Here is a 13897-nt window from a genome sequence, read left to right as displayed (position 1 = left end):
AAAAGGTGTCTGATTGATAAGTGTAAACCAGTGACACAAATTTGAACGGTGAAGCGCCAAAAACGCGATTAAGGCACGTCATAACCGAGCGCGGCTTTACGGATTCGGAACCATTGTTGGCGAGACATGTTCAGCGATTCGGACTCAATGGCGGCACGAACACGCTCGATTTTACCCGAACCAATAATCGGCAGCGGTTGCGAAGGCAGACGTAAGATCCAGGCGTACACCACCTGCTCAATAGACTGTGCGTTCAACTCTTCTGCGATCGCGGCCAGTTCATTGCGCAGCGGCTGGAAGGCATCGTCATTAAACAGACGACCGCCTCCGAGGCAGGACCAGGCCATCGGGCGGATACGCAGCTGTTGTAATTGATCTAATGTGCCATCCAGCAGGAGTGGCTGATGCACCGGTGAAATTTCAACCTGGTTGGTCGCCAGAGTAAACGGCAGACGCGATTGCAGCAGCGAGAACTGCGCAGGGGTGAAGTTAGAGACGCCAAAGTGACGCACTTTGCCGCTATGGTGCAATTTTTTAAATGCGTCGGCCACATCGTCTGCATCCATCAGTGGATCGGGACGATGGATCAGCAGCAAATCAATATGATCGGTCGCCAACAGCTTTAACGATTGTTCCGCGCTGGCAATAATATGGTCGCTGTCGGTAATGTAGTGCCCGAGCGCATTTTCCGTGCGTGCCGTCGTGGCGATCCCGCATTTGGTGACAATCTGCATTTTCTCACGTAAATGCGGAGCCAGCTTCATCGCCTCGCCAAACGCTGCTTCACACTGGTATCCGCCGTAGATATCGGCGTGATCGACGGTGGTAACGCCCAGGTCAAGATGCTCTTCAATAAAGCTGACTAACTGACGCGTGGACATATTCCAGTCCATCAGGCGCCAGTAACCCATCACAAAGCGAGAAAATTCCGGGCCTTGCGGCGCAATAGTACTACGCTGAACCATAGCAGCTTCCTTATAAATGAATGTGCACTGAGTATACGCAATTACGCTTTTAAAAGAGTGAAGGTTGTTGCGGTTCTTCCGGCGGGTTGGGTTTGTTTGCACGTAATTTACGCATCAGGCGCTGACGACAAAGACGCAGCACGTCCTGCTTTTCGGCATCGCTCATTTTTTGCCAGTTAAAACGCTCATCCCGGCTACGAAAACAGCCACGGCAAAAGCCGCGCTCGTCAGACTGACATATACCACGGCATGGGCTCTGGACGGGGAAAAATTCCAGCTGTTCGGCCACATCCCCTCCTGTAGTAAGATTGATATATCTATTGAAGACGTTAACTGAATTTCTCGCAAGCGCTATTGCATTAGACCGACTGGTCTATTATGCTTCTTTCATGAACAAAGTCACTGAACACGATACACGCGAACATCTTCTGGCGACTGGCGAGCTGCTGTGCATGCAGCGTGGCTTCACCGGCATGGGTCTGAGTGAGCTACTGAAAACCGCTGAAGTGCCTAAGGGTTCGTTTTATCACTATTTTCGCTCAAAAGAAGCGTTCGGCGTCGCGATGCTGGAACGCCACTATGCGGCTTATCATCAGCGATTGGCTACGCATTTTGATACGGGGGCGGGAAATTACCGCGACAGGATTCTGGCTTACTATCAGGAAACCCTGAATCAGTTTAGCCAGCACGGCATTATTAGCGGTTGTTTAACCGTTAAACTGTCTGCCGAAGTGTGCGATCTGTCAGAAGATATGCGTACCGCGATGGATAAAGGCGCGCGACACATTATTGCGTTGCTGGCGCAGGCGCTGGAGAAAGGTCAGGCCAATCATTGTCTGTCTTTTGTTGGTGAGCCATTACAGCAGGCGCAGGTTTTGTATGCGCTGTGGCTGGGCGCCAATCTTCAGGCCAAGATTTCTCGTAGCGCCACGCCGCTGGAAAATGCGCTGGCGCACGTTAAAACCATCATTACAACGCCTGCCGTTTAACAGGCGTTTTTATTTCTTTTATTACTAGACGACCGGTCTATTCAGGAGTACCACATGTCATCTGAAAAATTGTTTTCCCCACTGAAAGTGGGTGCCATTACGGCAGCAAACCGCGTTTTTATGGCGCCATTGACGCGTCTGCGCAGCATCGAGCCTGGCGACATCCCTACTCCGCTGATGGCCGAGTATTACCGTCAACGCGCCAGCGCGGGACTCATCATCAGTGAAGCGACGCAGATTTCCGCCCAGGCGAAAGGCTATGCCGGTGCGCCGGGACTACACAGCGAAGCGCAGATTGCCGCATGGAAGAAAATCACTGCAGCCGTACATGCTGAGCAAGGTCATATTGCTGTCCAGTTGTGGCACACCGGGCGCATCTCCCACGCCAGTCTGCAGCCAAACGGCCAGCCACCGGTAGCACCTTCCGCGATTAGCGCCGGTACCCGCACCTCACTGCGCGATGAAAACGGTCTGGCGACGCGTGCCGATACGACTATGCCGCGCGCACTCGAAACGGAAGAAATTCCGGGTATCGTTAATGATTTCCGTCAGGCAATTGCTAACGCGCGTGAAGCGGGTTTCGACATGGTAGAACTGCACTCCGCCCACGGCTACCTGCTGCACCAGTTCCTGTCGCCAACCTCTAACCAGCGTACCGATCAATACGGCGGTAGCGTCGAGAATCGTGCGCGTCTGGTGCTGGAAGTTGTCGATGCCGGTATTAAAGAATGGGGTGCCGATCGCATTGGCATTCGCGTCTCTCCGATTGGCTCTTTCCAGAACGTCGACAACGGTCCGAATGAAGAAGCCGACGCGCTGTATCTGATTGAACAACTGGGCAAGCGCGGTATCGCTTATCTGCATATGTCTGAACCGGACTGGGCTGGTGGTGAGCCGTATTCCGACGCGTTCCGCGAGAAAGTGCGTGCCCGTTTCCACGGTCCGATCATTGGCGCGGGCGCTTACACGCCTGAAAAAGCCGAAACGCTGATCGAGAAAGGTCTGATCGACGCCGTTGCTTTTGGTCGCGCTTATATCGCTAACCCGGATCTGGTGGCGCGTCTGCAACATAAAGCGGAACTGAACCCACAGCGTGCCGAAAGCTTCTACGGCGGCGGCGCGGAAGGTTACACCGATTACCCGACCCTCTAACGTCACAATCTCCGTTCTGCCATTGATAGCGGCGTAACAACGCCGCTATACTAAAACAACATTTTGAATGTATTAGCCATTTTCGAAGGGGAAAAAGATGCGTTTACTTCATACCATGCTGCGCGTGGGTGACCTGCAGCGTTCCATCGAGTTTTATACCAACGTGCTGGGCATGAAGCTGCTGCGTACCAGCGAAAACCCTGAATACAAGTACTCTCTGGCCTTTGTTGGCTACGGTCCTGAAACCAGTGAAGCCGTGATCGAACTGACCTATAACTGGGGCGTTGACAACTATGAGCTGGGCACAGCCTACGGTCATATCGCCCTGAGCGTAGACAACGCGGCTGAAGCCTGCGAACGTATTCGTCAGAACGGTGGTAACGTGACGCGTGAAGCTGGCCCGGTAAAAGGCGGCACAACCGTGATCGCGTTTGTTGAAGATCCGGACGGCTACAAAATTGAATTAATTGAAGAGAAAGACGCCGGGCGCGGCCTGGGCGACTAACCTCCCCCTCGGGCGCAGATCGTCTGTGCCCGTAGTTTTATCATCATCATTTTGCCATAATACGCGCTGCAATTTTCCCGTATTAAGAGACCCAGATGTCCGATAACGCTCAACTTTCCGGTCTGTGTGACCGTTTTCGTGGTTTTTACCCTGTCGTCATTGATGTCGAAACCGCAGGGTTTAATGCCAAAACCGATGCGCTGCTTGAGATCGCAGCCATCACATTGAAAATGGATGAACAAGGCTGGCTGATGCCGGACACGACGTTACATTTCCACGTAGAGCCGTTTGAAGGGGCAAATTTGCAGCCTGAAGCGCTCGCCTTTAACGGTATTGACCCTAACAATCCTTTACGTGGCGCGGTCAGCGAATACGACGCTCTGCATGCCATCTTTAAAATGGTACGTAAAGGCATTAAAGACAGCGGCTGCAATCGGGCAATCATGGTGGCGCATAACGCCACATTCGACCACAGTTTTATGATGGCCGCTGCAGAACGCGCCTCACTGAAACGTAACCCGTTTCACCCGTTCGTTACCTTTGATACTGCGGCATTAAGCGGTCTGTCGCTGGGGCAAACTGTGTTATCAAAAGCATGCCTGGCGGCAGGAATGGAATTTGATGGCACTCAGGCGCACTCGGCGCTGTATGACACCGAACGTACGGCCGTGCTGTTTTGTGAAATCGTTAACCGCTGGAAACGCCTCGGCGGCTGGCCTCTCCCCGTGCCGGAAGACGCATAACGGACCGATAAAAAAAGCGACCCTCACAGGTCGCTTTTTTATTTCAGCTGATATTACTCAGCGTCCGGCTCTTCGGTTTTGTATTTCGCCGCTGTTTCTTTAATCAGCTGCTGCAACTCACCGCGCTGGTACATTTCAATGAGAATGTCACACCCGCCAACCAGCTCGCCATCAACCCACAGCTGTGGGAAGGTCGGCCAGTTTGCGTATTTCGGCAGCTCGGCGCGAATATCCGGGTTCTGCAGAATATCAACATAAGCAAAGCGTTCACCACAGGCGGACAGCGCCTGTACGGCCTGAGCGGAGAAACCGCAGCTTGGCAGTTTAGGGGAACCCTTCATGTACAGGAGAATTGGGTTTTCAGCGATCTGGCGCTGGATTTTTTCGATAGTGGTGCTCATTATCTTGCTTCCTTAAACTTCTTTTACGGCAGTAGTCTGACATTGTAGCGGGTCAGGCAGGCAACGGAAAATAACATTTTCATTACGCGTTATTATTTTATCGCCTGCCGTTAAAAGTTGCATTCTTAATCTTACTTACCCGCTCGAAGTGTATGGTTTTGATTATTTATTCACCGGCTACACTTTGATTTGCTGTTTTTTTTTGCGGTCGGTAACGAAACGCCGCGTTAAACAAAAAAAGCTATTAACTTTCCCCGTTTCGATAGATTAGAATCATCAAGTTTTGAAAATCACACGCAGGTATGATAGACCTGCCTTAACAGAGGACTGCTCAGTGGCGCGGATAAACCGAATCTCGATCACGCTCTGTGCTTTACTTTTTACTACACTGCCTTTTACGCCTATGGCGCATGCTTCCAAGCAGGCCAGGACGACACCTACCAGTTCCCACACCGTCAAAACGGTAGATAAAAAGAAAAGCGCAACAACCAGCCAAAAAACAGCCAGGACCAACAAGAAATCGGCGACAAAAACCACCAGCAAAACCAGTAGCAAAACAGCCTCCTCTTCTAAAAAACGCACAGCCACTCCGGCAAAATCGACTAAAACGGTAAACCGTCGCAGCAAAAATGCCGCAGCACAAACCGCTGCCGTTACCTGGACTGAAAAATGTACGCCGCGCAAAGGTCATAAACCGCGCTGTGTGAAAGTGAAAACCGCCGCACCGACAACGCTTGCTGAGGCGCATAAAGTTAAAGTGCAGAAAGCGACGAAAACCGCTATGTCCACCCTGATGAACCAAATCGGCAAACCTTACCGTTGGGGCGGCTCTTCGCCAAGAACCGGCTTTGATTGCAGCGGTCTGGTCTATTACGCCTATAAAGATCTGGTTAAATTCCGCATTCCGCGTACGGCGAATGAAATGTACCACCTGCGTGACGCCGCACCGATTGAACGTGGCGAGCTGAAAAACGGTGACCTGGTCTTTTTCCGTACCCAAGGTCGCGGTACAGCCGATCACGTCGGTGTTTACGTGGGTAACGGTAAATTTATTCAGTCACCGCGCAGCGGTCAGGAAATTCAAATCACTTCTCTGAGCGAAGATTACTGGCAGCGCCACTATGTCGGCGCGCGTCGGGTAATGACACCAAAAACAATTCGCTAAAAACTTACCCTACAGAACATGCTGTAGGGTAAGTTCTTCTTTTGCATAACCTTTCAATTTGCTACCCTATCCTTACTCACAATGAGGCTATTGTGTGTACTCAATATAAATAATAAGGAGAGAAGCAATGTCGTTTGAATTACCTGCATTACCGTATGCCAAAGATGCTCTGGCACCGCACATTTCTGCCGAAACGCTGGAATACCACTATGGCAAACACCATCAAACCTACGTGACCAACCTGAACAACCTGATCAAAGGCACGGCGTTTGAAGGTAAATCACTGGAAGAGATCGTTCGTAGCTCTGAAGGCGGTGTATTCAATAATGCTGCACAGGTATGGAACCACACGTTCTACTGGAACTGCCTGGCGCCGAACGCAGGTGGCGAGCCGACCGGTAAACTGGCCGATGCAATTGCCGCCTCCTTTGGCAGCTTTGCGGATTTCAAAGCGCAATTCACCGATGCCGCTATCAAAAACTTCGGTTCTGGCTGGACCTGGCTGGTTAAAGGAACGGATGGCAAACTGGCTATCGTTTCTACTTCCAACGCAGGTACTCCGCTGACGACCGACGCGACGCCGCTGATGACCGTTGACGTATGGGAACACGCCTACTACATCGATTATCGCAATGCCCGTCCTGGCTACCTGGAGCACTTCTGGGCGCTGGTGAACTGGGAATTTGTTGCGAAGAACTTCGCAGCATAAAATGATAACGCAGAAGGGACCCCCTTCTGCGTTTTAGCCTTAGCTGGAGGCAGTGCAGACTTCTTCAGATTGCCTTCTTGCCGAGATAAAGACCAGCAGTAACGCAAGCCCCGCCACAATCGCTCCCATCACGGGTACAAAACTGTAGCCCAGACCACCGGAAATCACCGCCCCACCGGCTGCCGCACCTAACGCATTTCCCAGGTTAAACGCGCCAATGTTGACTGACGATGATAACCCTGGCGCTTCGCTGGCAACGCGTATCACCCGCATCTGCAACGGCGGAACCACCGCAAACGTCGCCGCGCCCCAGACGACCATACTGACCGCCGCCCCCAGCTCATTACGCGCGAGGAAGGGAATGGCCAGCATAATAACCATCAACAACAGCAAAAAGCCTTTAAGCGTACCGTTGACAGAACGATCCGCCAGTTTGCCGCCAAGATAGTTTCCGATCGAGAATCCGACGCCAATTAATACCAGCATTCCGGTCACAAACGCCGGTGTGGCATGGGTAATGCTGTGCAGCACCGGCGAGATGTAAGTATAAAGCGTGAACATCGCGCCTGCGCCCAGCACAGTGGTCAGCAGAGCCGACAGCACCTGTGGGCGCATAAGTACCGCCAGTTCGCTGCGGACATCAGGGCGCGCTCCTGCCCCACCTTTCGGTAATGAGAAGAACAGGCTGACCATAGCGATGACGCCCAGACCCGCCGTCGCCATAAACGACATCCGCCAGCCGATTGTCTCACCAAGCCACGTCGCCGCGGGAACACCGCCAATATTGGCAATCGTTAACCCCATAAACATGGTTGCCACGGCGCTGGCTTGCTTATGTTTAGGTACCACGCTTGCGGCGACCACAGAGCCGAGACCAAAAAAGGCGCCGTGATTAAGACTGGTCAAAATACGTGACAGCATCAGCGTGGTGTAATCCGGCGAGATAGCGGAAAGCACGTTGCCCAGCGTGAAAATAGCCATCAGGAATATCAGCGCATTACGTCGCGCGCGATGGGACAGCAGCAGTGTCATCAGCGGAGCCCCCACCATCACGCCAACCGCATACGCGCTAATCAGCATCCCGGCCGCGGGAATCGAGACATCCACCCCTTTGGCTATCACGGGCAATAATCCCATTGGCGAAAATTCGGTGGTGCCAATGCCAAACGCGCCAATCGCCAGCGCCAGTAAGGGATAATTGATTTTCATATATCGACTCCGTAACGTCGAGCCGTGGCGCGACATAAAATAAGAGTCAAAAGCATGACATTGATCGCAAAATTAATAAAGTTAACAAAATTGCAAAAGACTTTTGCTTATTCGCAAACAATAGAGGGGGAATAGATGCGGAAAGGATGAGGGAGAGCTAACTCCCTCGGGGAAATCAATGCAGTGCTGCGGTCAGGCCACCCGCGACGATCAAACCCAGAACAATAATGGTAGTCACTAACGAAAATTTCAGATCGGTGCTCATCAAGTTTTCTCCTTTTTATTCCCACACAAAAAGTGATATTGCGCATTTTTACACACTTGAAAGCAAAAATCTCTCACGATTTATATTGATAACTGCTTTTAACTCTTCCCCTTTTCGTTAAGATCAGACAAAATTCCACGCTTACTTGATTAGCGTACCGGCCATTGACCCCTTCCTGACGTTCCGTGTCGTTTTCCCGGCGTGCCGCAACCCCTACGTTGCGTTAAGGGTGTGTGAAGGCAAACGTTTACCTGGAGTATTCTCAGGAGCTTAGGATATGGTCTGGAGTGAGATGTAATGGCAACAATTAAAGATGTAGCGAAGCGAGCAAACGTTTCCACTACAACCGTATCACACGTAATTAACAAAACGCGCTTTGTCGCGGAAGAAACGCGTAATGCGGTTTGGGCTGCGATCAAAGAGCTGCACTATTCTCCAAGCGCAGTTGCGCGCAGCCTGAAGGTGAATCACACCAAGTCTATCGGCTTGCTGGCGACCAGCAGCGAAGCGGCCTATTTCGCCGAAATTATCGAAGCCGTTGAGAAAAACTGTTTCCAGAAAGGCTATACCCTGATTCTGGGCAACGCATGGAACAGTCTTGAAAAGCAGCAGGCCTATCTGTCGATGATGGCGCAAAAGCGCGTTGATGGTCTGTTAGTGATGTGTTCTGAGTATCCGGAATCGCTGCTTTCGATGCTCGAAGAGTATCGCCATATTCCGATGGTTGTCATGGACTGGGGCGAAGCTAAAGCTGATTTTACCGATACGGTCATTGATAACGCTTTCGAGGGCGGTTACATGGCGGGTCGGTATCTGATAGAACGCGGCCATCGCGAGATTGGCGCAATCCCGGGCCCGATGGAGCGGAATACCGGGGCCGGTCGTCTGGCTGGCTTTATGAAAGCGATGGAAGAAGCGCTGATTAAGGTTCCCGAAAACTGGATTGTACAGGGCGATTTTGAACCTGAATCCGGTTATCGCGCCATGCAGCAAATTCTTTCACAGTCGCATCGTCCTACCGCCGTCTTCTGCGGTGGCGATATCATGGCGATGGGCGCGCTGTGCGCCGCTGATGAGATGGGACTGCGCGTACCGCAGGATGTCTCGCTCATCGGTTATGATAACGTGCGCAACGCCCGCTTCTTCACGCCAGCGCTGACCACCATTCACCAGCCTAAGGATTCACTGGGTGAAACGGCCTTTAATATGCTGTTAGACCGCATCGTGAATAAACGCGAAGAGTCGCAGTCTATCGAGGTTCATCCGCGTCTGGTAGAGCGCCGCTCCGTTGCTGACGGTCCATTCCGCGATTATCGTCGTTAAGCCTGTTGTGCGGGGGCCTCATCTGGCTCCCGCAACCATTCTTTATTCAGCGTTTCGCTATCACCTAAATAGTCCAGCAACCAGCTCAGTGCTGGCGAGGTATCGTTCTGTTGCCATGTCAGACAACACGCGGCATCAGGAAAGGGATTCTCCAACTGCAGCGACACCCATTTACCGCTATCAATCCACGGCTTGGCAAAATGTGTTGGTACCATGCCTACACACAATCCCGCAGATAAACAGGTTGCGGAAGATTCCCAGTCAGGCACCACAACGCGCTTTTGGTTGTCCAGTAACCAGGTTATACGCTTCGGCAATGTACGCGAGGTATCTTCGCGCACCAGTGACGGCCAGTTGCGCAACGTATCATCGCTTAGCGGCCCCGACATTGACGCCAGCGGATGATGGCTGGCCACCACGCAGCTCCAGCTCAGCATGCCCATGTCGCGGAAGGTATAGCGACCCCCTACCGGAATGGCCTGTGTGGCGCCAATAGCCAGCTCTACACGCCCATCGGAAAGCGCATCCCAGACACCATTAAAGACTTCCTGAAAAACCAGCAGTTCCACATCATCAAAGTGGCGATAGAAATCCACAATCATCTGCCGGGTACGTTCGGGACGGACAATGTTATCTACCGCGATTGCCAGTTGTCCTCGCCAGCCGTTGGCGATTTGTTGACATTGCTGACGAGTGATCTGCATTTTTTTGATAACAGAGCGCCCTTCTTTTAAAAACCACGCGCCGGCAGGCGTTAATTCCACATCGCGATGGCGTCGCTCAAAAAGCGGTACAGCCAGCCACTCCTCCAGTTGGCGCACGGTGTAGCTTACCGCCGAAGGTACGCGGTGTAACTCCTGCGCGGCTGAACTGAAACTGCCGTTGCGTGCAACCGCATCAACCACTTCAAGTGAATATTCCGACCACATATTCTGCCTACAAAAAATTTGAAATCAGTAAGCAAATATTAGCGTTTCACAGCGTGAATTACACTCACTACACTCAGCGGCATTGTTCTATTGCTAAAAAAAGAGAAATGATGATGCAACCTGGGAAAGGTTTTTTAGTCTGGTTGGCGGGCCTTAGCGTGCTCGGCTTTCTGGCGACAGATATGTATCTGCCCGCCTTTGCCGCGATTCAGTCCGATCTGCAAACACCTGCATCTGCCGTCAGCGCCAGCCTAAGTTTATTTTTAGCGGGTTTCGCCGTCGCACAACTACTGTGGGGACCGCTCTCGGACCGCTATGGCCGTAAACCGATTTTACTGTTGGGTTTATCTATTTTTGCGCTGGGTAGTCTGGGTATGCTGTGGGTTGAAAACGCCACTGGCTTGCTGGCGCTGCGCTTTATTCAGGCCGTTGGCGTCTGTGCCGCGTCGGTTATCTGGCAGGCGCTGGTTATAGACTATTACCCTTCACAAAAAGTAAACCGCATCTTTGCCACCATTATGCCGCTGGTCGGGTTATCACCGGCTCTCGCGCCGTTATTGGGCAGTTGGATTCTGGTCCATTTCTCCTGGCAGGCCATTTTCGCCACCCTGTTTGCTATTACCCTGATTCTGATGCTTCCGGCCCTGCGTTTAAAACCGACGGTTAAAGCACACGACGACAGCCAGGATAAACTAACTTTCGCCACACTGTTGCGCTCGAAAGCTTATCGTGGAAACGTACTGATTTATGCCGCCTGCTCCGCAAGCTTTTTCGCATGGCTGACGGGTTCACCGTTTATCCTTAGCGAAATGGGCTACAGCCCGGCAGTGATTGGCCTGAGCTATGTTCCGCAAACTATCGCCTTCTTAATTGGTGGTTACGGTTGCCGTGCGGCGCTGCAAAAATGGCAAGGTCGTCAGATGCTGCCATGGTTACTGATTCTTTATGCCATCAGCGTTGTTGCCACCTGGGCTACCGGCTTTATTCATCATGTTGCGCTGGCTGAAATTCTGATCCCATTCTGCGTAATGGCGATTGCCAACGGCGCAATCTATCCTATCGTTGTCGCTCAGGCGTTACGTCCTTTCCCACAGGCCACAGGACGCGCAGCCGCATTGCAAAATACCCTGCAACTGGGTTTATGCTTCCTGGCAAGTCTTGTGGTGTCGTGGCTGATCGCCACCCCGCTGCTCACCACCACCAGCGTGATGCTGACAACAGTGCTGCTGGCAGCCATCGGTTACAAAATGCAATCGCAGACCGATAACACCCGTCAAACAGATGACCGGGCGCAAATTGCCCACGGTGAGTCTCACTAATAATTGTCGCGGGCACATAGTTAGCCCGCTAACAATTTTCTATTGAATCGTCAAAAAATCAGGCTTATACTGATTTCCAGTTGTTACAAAAACGATAATTTTTAGGTATTAACGGGGACAAGAACGTTCCCGTTTTTCCACGGATGGCCTTTTCGGTAAGGGTTCCTCCCTTCCTCTGTTCTACGTCGGATTAAAGATTCGCGGATTAATTCCGTGAGATTTCTCACAAAGCCCAAAAAAGCGTCTACGCTGTTTTAAGGTTCTGATCACCGACCAGTGATGGAGAAGCTATGAGTTCATCGTGTATAGAAGACGTCAGCGTACCGGATGATGACTGGTATCGCATCACCAATGAATTATTGAGCCGTGCAGGCATTACCATTAATGGTTCGGCTGCGGCGGATATTCGTGTCAAGAACCCCGATTTTTTCAAACGCGTACTGCAGGAAGGATCGTTAGGTTTGGGTGAGAGCTATATGGATGGCTGGTGGGAGTGCGATCGGCTGGACATATTTTTCACCAAGGTATTGCGCGCCGGGCTTGAAAATCAACTCCCCCGCCACTTCAAAGATACCTTACGTATCGCCACGGCACGACTGTTTAATTTACAGACCAAAAAGCGCGCCTGGGTTGTCGGCAAAGAACATTACGATCTGGGCAACGACCTCTTTAGCCGCATGCTTGATCCTTACATGCAGTATTCCTGCGCCTACTGGAAAGATGCCGATACCCTGGAATCTGCCCAACAGGCGAAGTTAAAAATGATTGCCGAAAAATTGCAGTTAAAGCCGGGAATGCGGGTGCTCGATATTGGTTGCGGCTGGGGTGGCTTGTCCCATTTTATGGCATCGCAATACGGTGTGAGCGTGGTAGGTGTGACCATCTCAGCAGAGCAGCAGAAAATGGCGCAAGCGCGTTGCGCGGGACTGGACGTCACCATTTTGCTGCAAGATTACCGCGACCTGAACGACAAATTTGATCGCATTGTCTCCGTCGGCATGTTTGAGCATGTCGGCCCGAAAAATTACAACACCTATTTCGACGTTGTCGATCGCAATTTAAAGCCGGACGGTCTGTTTTTACTGCACAGCATCGGTTCGAATAAAACCGACAATAATGTTGATCCGTGGATCAATAAATACATCTTCCCGAACGGCTGTTTACCGTCAGTTCGCCAGATTGCCAACGCCAGCGAGCCGCATTTTGTGATGGAAGACTGGCATAATTTTGGCGCGGATTACGATACCACGCTGATGGCATGGCACGAACGCTTCATGCGTTCCTGGCCTGAAATCGCCGATAACTATACCGAGCGTTTTAAACGGATGTTCAGCTATTACCTGAACGCCTGCGCCGGTGCGTTTCGTGCTCGCGATATCCAGCTTTGGCAGGTGGTTTTCTCCCGCGGTGTCGAACACGGTCTGCGCGTCCCCCGCTAATGGCTGCCGCCCCCGTACTCACGGGGGCATTTTGTTTCAGGCCGGACTCAGGCCTCGCCCGCTATGTTACTGATGGCGCTTTCACGCGCAGCCAGCACACGTTCAACGGTATCAACAACCGCTTGCGTTTGCGGATCGATTTCGATATTAACCCGCGCGCCCAGCTTTTTCTTACCCAGCGTCGTACGCTCCAGCGTTTCCGGGATCAAATGCACGCAAAAGCGCGTTGGCGTGACTTCGCCGACCGTCAGGCTGATGCCGTCAATGCCGATAAACCCCTTATACAGGATATATTTCATCAGCGATGGGTCCTGAACTTTAAACCATACCTGCCGGTTATTTTCCGAAGTCAGAATTTTCGACACCTCGGCGGTGGTCATAATATGGCCCGACATTAAATGCCCGCCAATCTCATCGCTGAATTTTGCCGCACGCTCAACGTTAACCATATCCCCGACCTTCAGGTCGCCCAGGTTGGTGATACGCAGCGTCTCTTTCATCAGATCGAAGCTTATGTGATTACCGTTGATTTCGGTTACCGTCAGACAACAGCCATTGTGGGCAACCGATGCGCCGGTCTCCAGCGCATCCAGCATATATTCAGGCAACTCCACGACATGCGTACGAAAATTTGGTTTTTCATCAATGGACACCAATTTTGCGGTGCCCTGCACAATACCCGTAAACATACTTCTCACTCCTGAACTCAATTAAGACATCTCTGCCCAGCACAATAGCAGGTGGAAATTCAGGTTGCCAGCAGTGCGCCACCGCTGCCTGTTTT

General features: G+C 51.8%; 16 protein-coding genes. 9 read left to right on the top strand and 7 right to left on the bottom strand.

The window, feature by feature from the left end:
* Nucleotides 1-68: 68 nt before the first annotated feature.
* Both FDX09_RS11580 and FDX09_RS11575 read right to left on the bottom strand, forming a co-directional pair.
* The gene (locus FDX09_RS11580) at nt 69-965 is read right to left on the bottom strand and encodes an aldo/keto reductase family oxidoreductase (RefSeq protein ID WP_137347235.1); all 897 of its coding nucleotides are present in this window, start codon (nt 963-965) and stop codon (nt 69-71) included.
* A 49-nt stretch (nt 966-1014) separates the two neighbouring features.
* Entirely contained in the window at nt 1015-1254 is a 240-nt protein-coding gene (locus tag FDX09_RS11575) for a DUF1289 domain-containing protein (RefSeq protein WP_038640381.1), read from the bottom strand.
* Nucleotides 1255-1354: 100 nt separating this feature from the next.
* Between FDX09_RS11575 and FDX09_RS11570 the strand changes: the two genes are divergently transcribed.
* The 4 genes from FDX09_RS11570 to rnt all read left to right on the top strand — a co-directional run bounded on the left by FDX09_RS11570 (nt 1355) and on the right by rnt (nt 4354).
* Complete coding sequence (locus FDX09_RS11570) at nt 1355-1954, top strand: TetR/AcrR family transcriptional regulator (protein ID WP_038640379.1); 600 nt, start codon at nt 1355-1357, stop codon at nt 1952-1954.
* Between the two features lie 54 nt (nt 1955-2008).
* A complete protein-coding gene (locus FDX09_RS11565) occupies nt 2009-3106 on the top strand; it encodes an alkene reductase (protein ID WP_038640378.1) in 1098 nt (365 codons plus the stop codon).
* Nucleotides 3107-3203: 97 nt separating this feature from the next.
* Nucleotides 3204-3611, top strand: a complete 408-nt coding sequence (gloA, locus tag FDX09_RS11560) for a lactoylglutathione lyase (RefSeq protein WP_038640376.1) — start codon at nt 3204-3206, stop codon at nt 3609-3611.
* 95 nt (nt 3612-3706) lie between these two features.
* Nucleotides 3707-4354 carry a ribonuclease T gene (gene rnt / locus FDX09_RS11555; protein WP_038640374.1) on the top strand — a complete coding sequence of 216 codons (648 nt, stop codon included), beginning with the start codon at nt 3707-3709 and terminating at the stop codon, nt 4352-4354.
* 53 nt (nt 4355-4407) lie between these two features.
* Here rnt and grxD read toward each other — a convergent pair whose 3' ends face one another.
* On the bottom strand, nt 4408-4755 hold the full coding sequence (grxD, locus tag FDX09_RS11550) for a monothiol glutaredoxin 4 (protein WP_003832760.1): 348 nt from the start codon (nt 4753-4755) through the stop codon (nt 4408-4410).
* A gap of 334 nt (nt 4756-5089) precedes the next feature.
* Between grxD and FDX09_RS11545 the strand changes: the two genes are divergently transcribed.
* Nucleotides 5090-5920 (top strand): C40 family peptidase, encoded by an 831-nt coding sequence (locus tag FDX09_RS11545; protein ID WP_038640372.1) that lies wholly within the window; start codon nt 5090-5092, stop codon nt 5918-5920.
* A 127-nt stretch (nt 5921-6047) separates the two neighbouring features.
* Nucleotides 6048-6629, top strand: a complete 582-nt coding sequence (gene sodB, locus FDX09_RS11540; protein WP_003029205.1) for a superoxide dismutase [Fe] — start codon at nt 6048-6050, stop codon at nt 6627-6629.
* A gap of 39 nt (nt 6630-6668) precedes the next feature.
* Here the strand turns inward: sodB and FDX09_RS11535 are convergent, their stop codons facing one another.
* Both FDX09_RS11535 and cydH read right to left on the bottom strand, forming a co-directional pair.
* Nucleotides 6669-7838, bottom strand: coding sequence for an MFS transporter (locus FDX09_RS11535; protein ID WP_137347234.1), 1170 nt, complete (start codon nt 7836-7838; stop codon nt 6669-6671).
* A gap of 175 nt (nt 7839-8013) precedes the next feature.
* The gene (cydH, locus tag FDX09_RS11530) at nt 8014-8103 is read right to left on the bottom strand and encodes a cytochrome bd-I accessory subunit CydH (protein WP_003029209.1); all 90 of its coding nucleotides are present in this window, start codon (nt 8101-8103) and stop codon (nt 8014-8016) included.
* Between the two features lie 297 nt (nt 8104-8400).
* On the opposite strand from cydH, the gene purR reads away from it, so the two are divergent.
* Complete coding sequence (purR, locus tag FDX09_RS11525) at nt 8401-9426, top strand: HTH-type transcriptional repressor PurR (protein WP_038640368.1); 1026 nt, start codon at nt 8401-8403, stop codon at nt 9424-9426.
* Here purR and punR read toward each other — a convergent pair.
* A complete protein-coding gene (gene punR / locus FDX09_RS11520) occupies nt 9423-10355 on the bottom strand; it encodes a DNA-binding transcriptional activator PunR (RefSeq protein WP_038640367.1) in 933 nt (310 codons plus the stop codon). The genes purR and punR overlap by 4 nt on opposite strands.
* Nucleotides 10356-10468: 113 nt before the next feature.
* Here punR and punC point away from each other — a divergent pair, with 113 nt between their 5' ends.
* Nucleotides 10469-11674 carry a purine nucleoside transporter PunC gene (punC, locus tag FDX09_RS11515; RefSeq protein WP_137347315.1) on the top strand — a complete coding sequence of 402 codons (1206 nt, stop codon included), beginning with the start codon at nt 10469-10471 and terminating at the stop codon, nt 11672-11674.
* A gap of 290 nt (nt 11675-11964) precedes the next feature.
* Nucleotides 11965-13113: a cyclopropane fatty acyl phospholipid synthase gene (gene cfa, locus FDX09_RS11510; protein WP_085049407.1), complete on the top strand. Its 1149-nt coding sequence runs from the start codon at nt 11965-11967 to the stop codon at nt 13111-13113.
* A 47-nt stretch (nt 13114-13160) separates the two neighbouring features.
* On the opposite strand, the gene FDX09_RS11505 is transcribed toward cfa, so the two are convergent.
* The gene (locus tag FDX09_RS11505) at nt 13161-13802 is read right to left on the bottom strand and encodes a riboflavin synthase (RefSeq protein WP_038640361.1); all 642 of its coding nucleotides are present in this window, start codon (nt 13800-13802) and stop codon (nt 13161-13163) included.
* Nucleotides 13803-13897 lie beyond the last annotated feature (95 nt).

This window comes from Citrobacter sp. wls717 (assembly GCF_005280955.1).
GTDB classification, from domain to species: domain Bacteria; phylum Pseudomonadota; class Gammaproteobacteria; order Enterobacterales; family Enterobacteriaceae; genus Citrobacter; species Citrobacter werkmanii.
The sequence above is the reverse complement of the archived record's forward strand: the minus strand, read 5'-3'. Positions and strand labels throughout refer to the sequence as shown.

Bases quoted from the DNA above. Each gene is read 5' to 3' on its own strand.
- FDX09_RS11580 (WP_137347235.1), bottom strand. From the start codon at position 965: ATGGTTCAGCGTAGTACTATTGCGCCGCAAGGCCCGGAATTTTCTCGC.
- FDX09_RS11570 (WP_038640379.1), top strand. From the start codon at position 1,355: ATGAACAAAGTCACTGAACACGATACACGCGAACATCTTCTGGCGACT.
- FDX09_RS11565 (WP_038640378.1), top strand. From the start codon at position 2,009: ATGTCATCTGAAAAATTGTTTTCCCCACTGAAAGTGGGTGCCATTACG.
- gloA (WP_038640376.1), top strand. From the start codon at position 3,204: ATGCGTTTACTTCATACCATGCTGCGCGTGGGTGACCTGCAGCGTTCC.
- rnt (WP_038640374.1), top strand. From the start codon at position 3,707: ATGTCCGATAACGCTCAACTTTCCGGTCTGTGTGACCGTTTTCGTGGT.
- grxD (WP_003832760.1), bottom strand. From the start codon at position 4,755: ATGAGCACCACTATCGAAAAAATCCAGCGCCAGATCGCTGAAAACCCA.
- sodB (WP_003029205.1), top strand. From the start codon at position 6,048: ATGTCGTTTGAATTACCTGCATTACCGTATGCCAAAGATGCTCTGGCA.
- FDX09_RS11535 (WP_137347234.1), bottom strand. From the start codon at position 7,838: ATGAAAATCAATTATCCCTTACTGGCGCTGGCGATTGGCGCGTTTGGC.
- cydH (WP_003029209.1), bottom strand. From the start codon at position 8,103: ATGAGCACCGATCTGAAATTTTCGTTAGTGACTACCATTATTGTTCTG.
- purR (WP_038640368.1), top strand. From the start codon at position 8,401: ATGGCAACAATTAAAGATGTAGCGAAGCGAGCAAACGTTTCCACTACA.
- punR (WP_038640367.1), bottom strand. From the start codon at position 10,355: ATGTGGTCGGAATATTCACTTGAAGTGGTTGATGCGGTTGCACGCAAC.
- punC (WP_137347315.1), top strand. From the start codon at position 10,469: ATGCAACCTGGGAAAGGTTTTTTAGTCTGGTTGGCGGGCCTTAGCGTG.
- cfa (WP_085049407.1), top strand. From the start codon at position 11,965: ATGAGTTCATCGTGTATAGAAGACGTCAGCGTACCGGATGATGACTGG.
- FDX09_RS11505 (WP_038640361.1), bottom strand. From the start codon at position 13,802: ATGTTTACGGGTATTGTGCAGGGCACCGCAAAATTGGTGTCCATTGAT.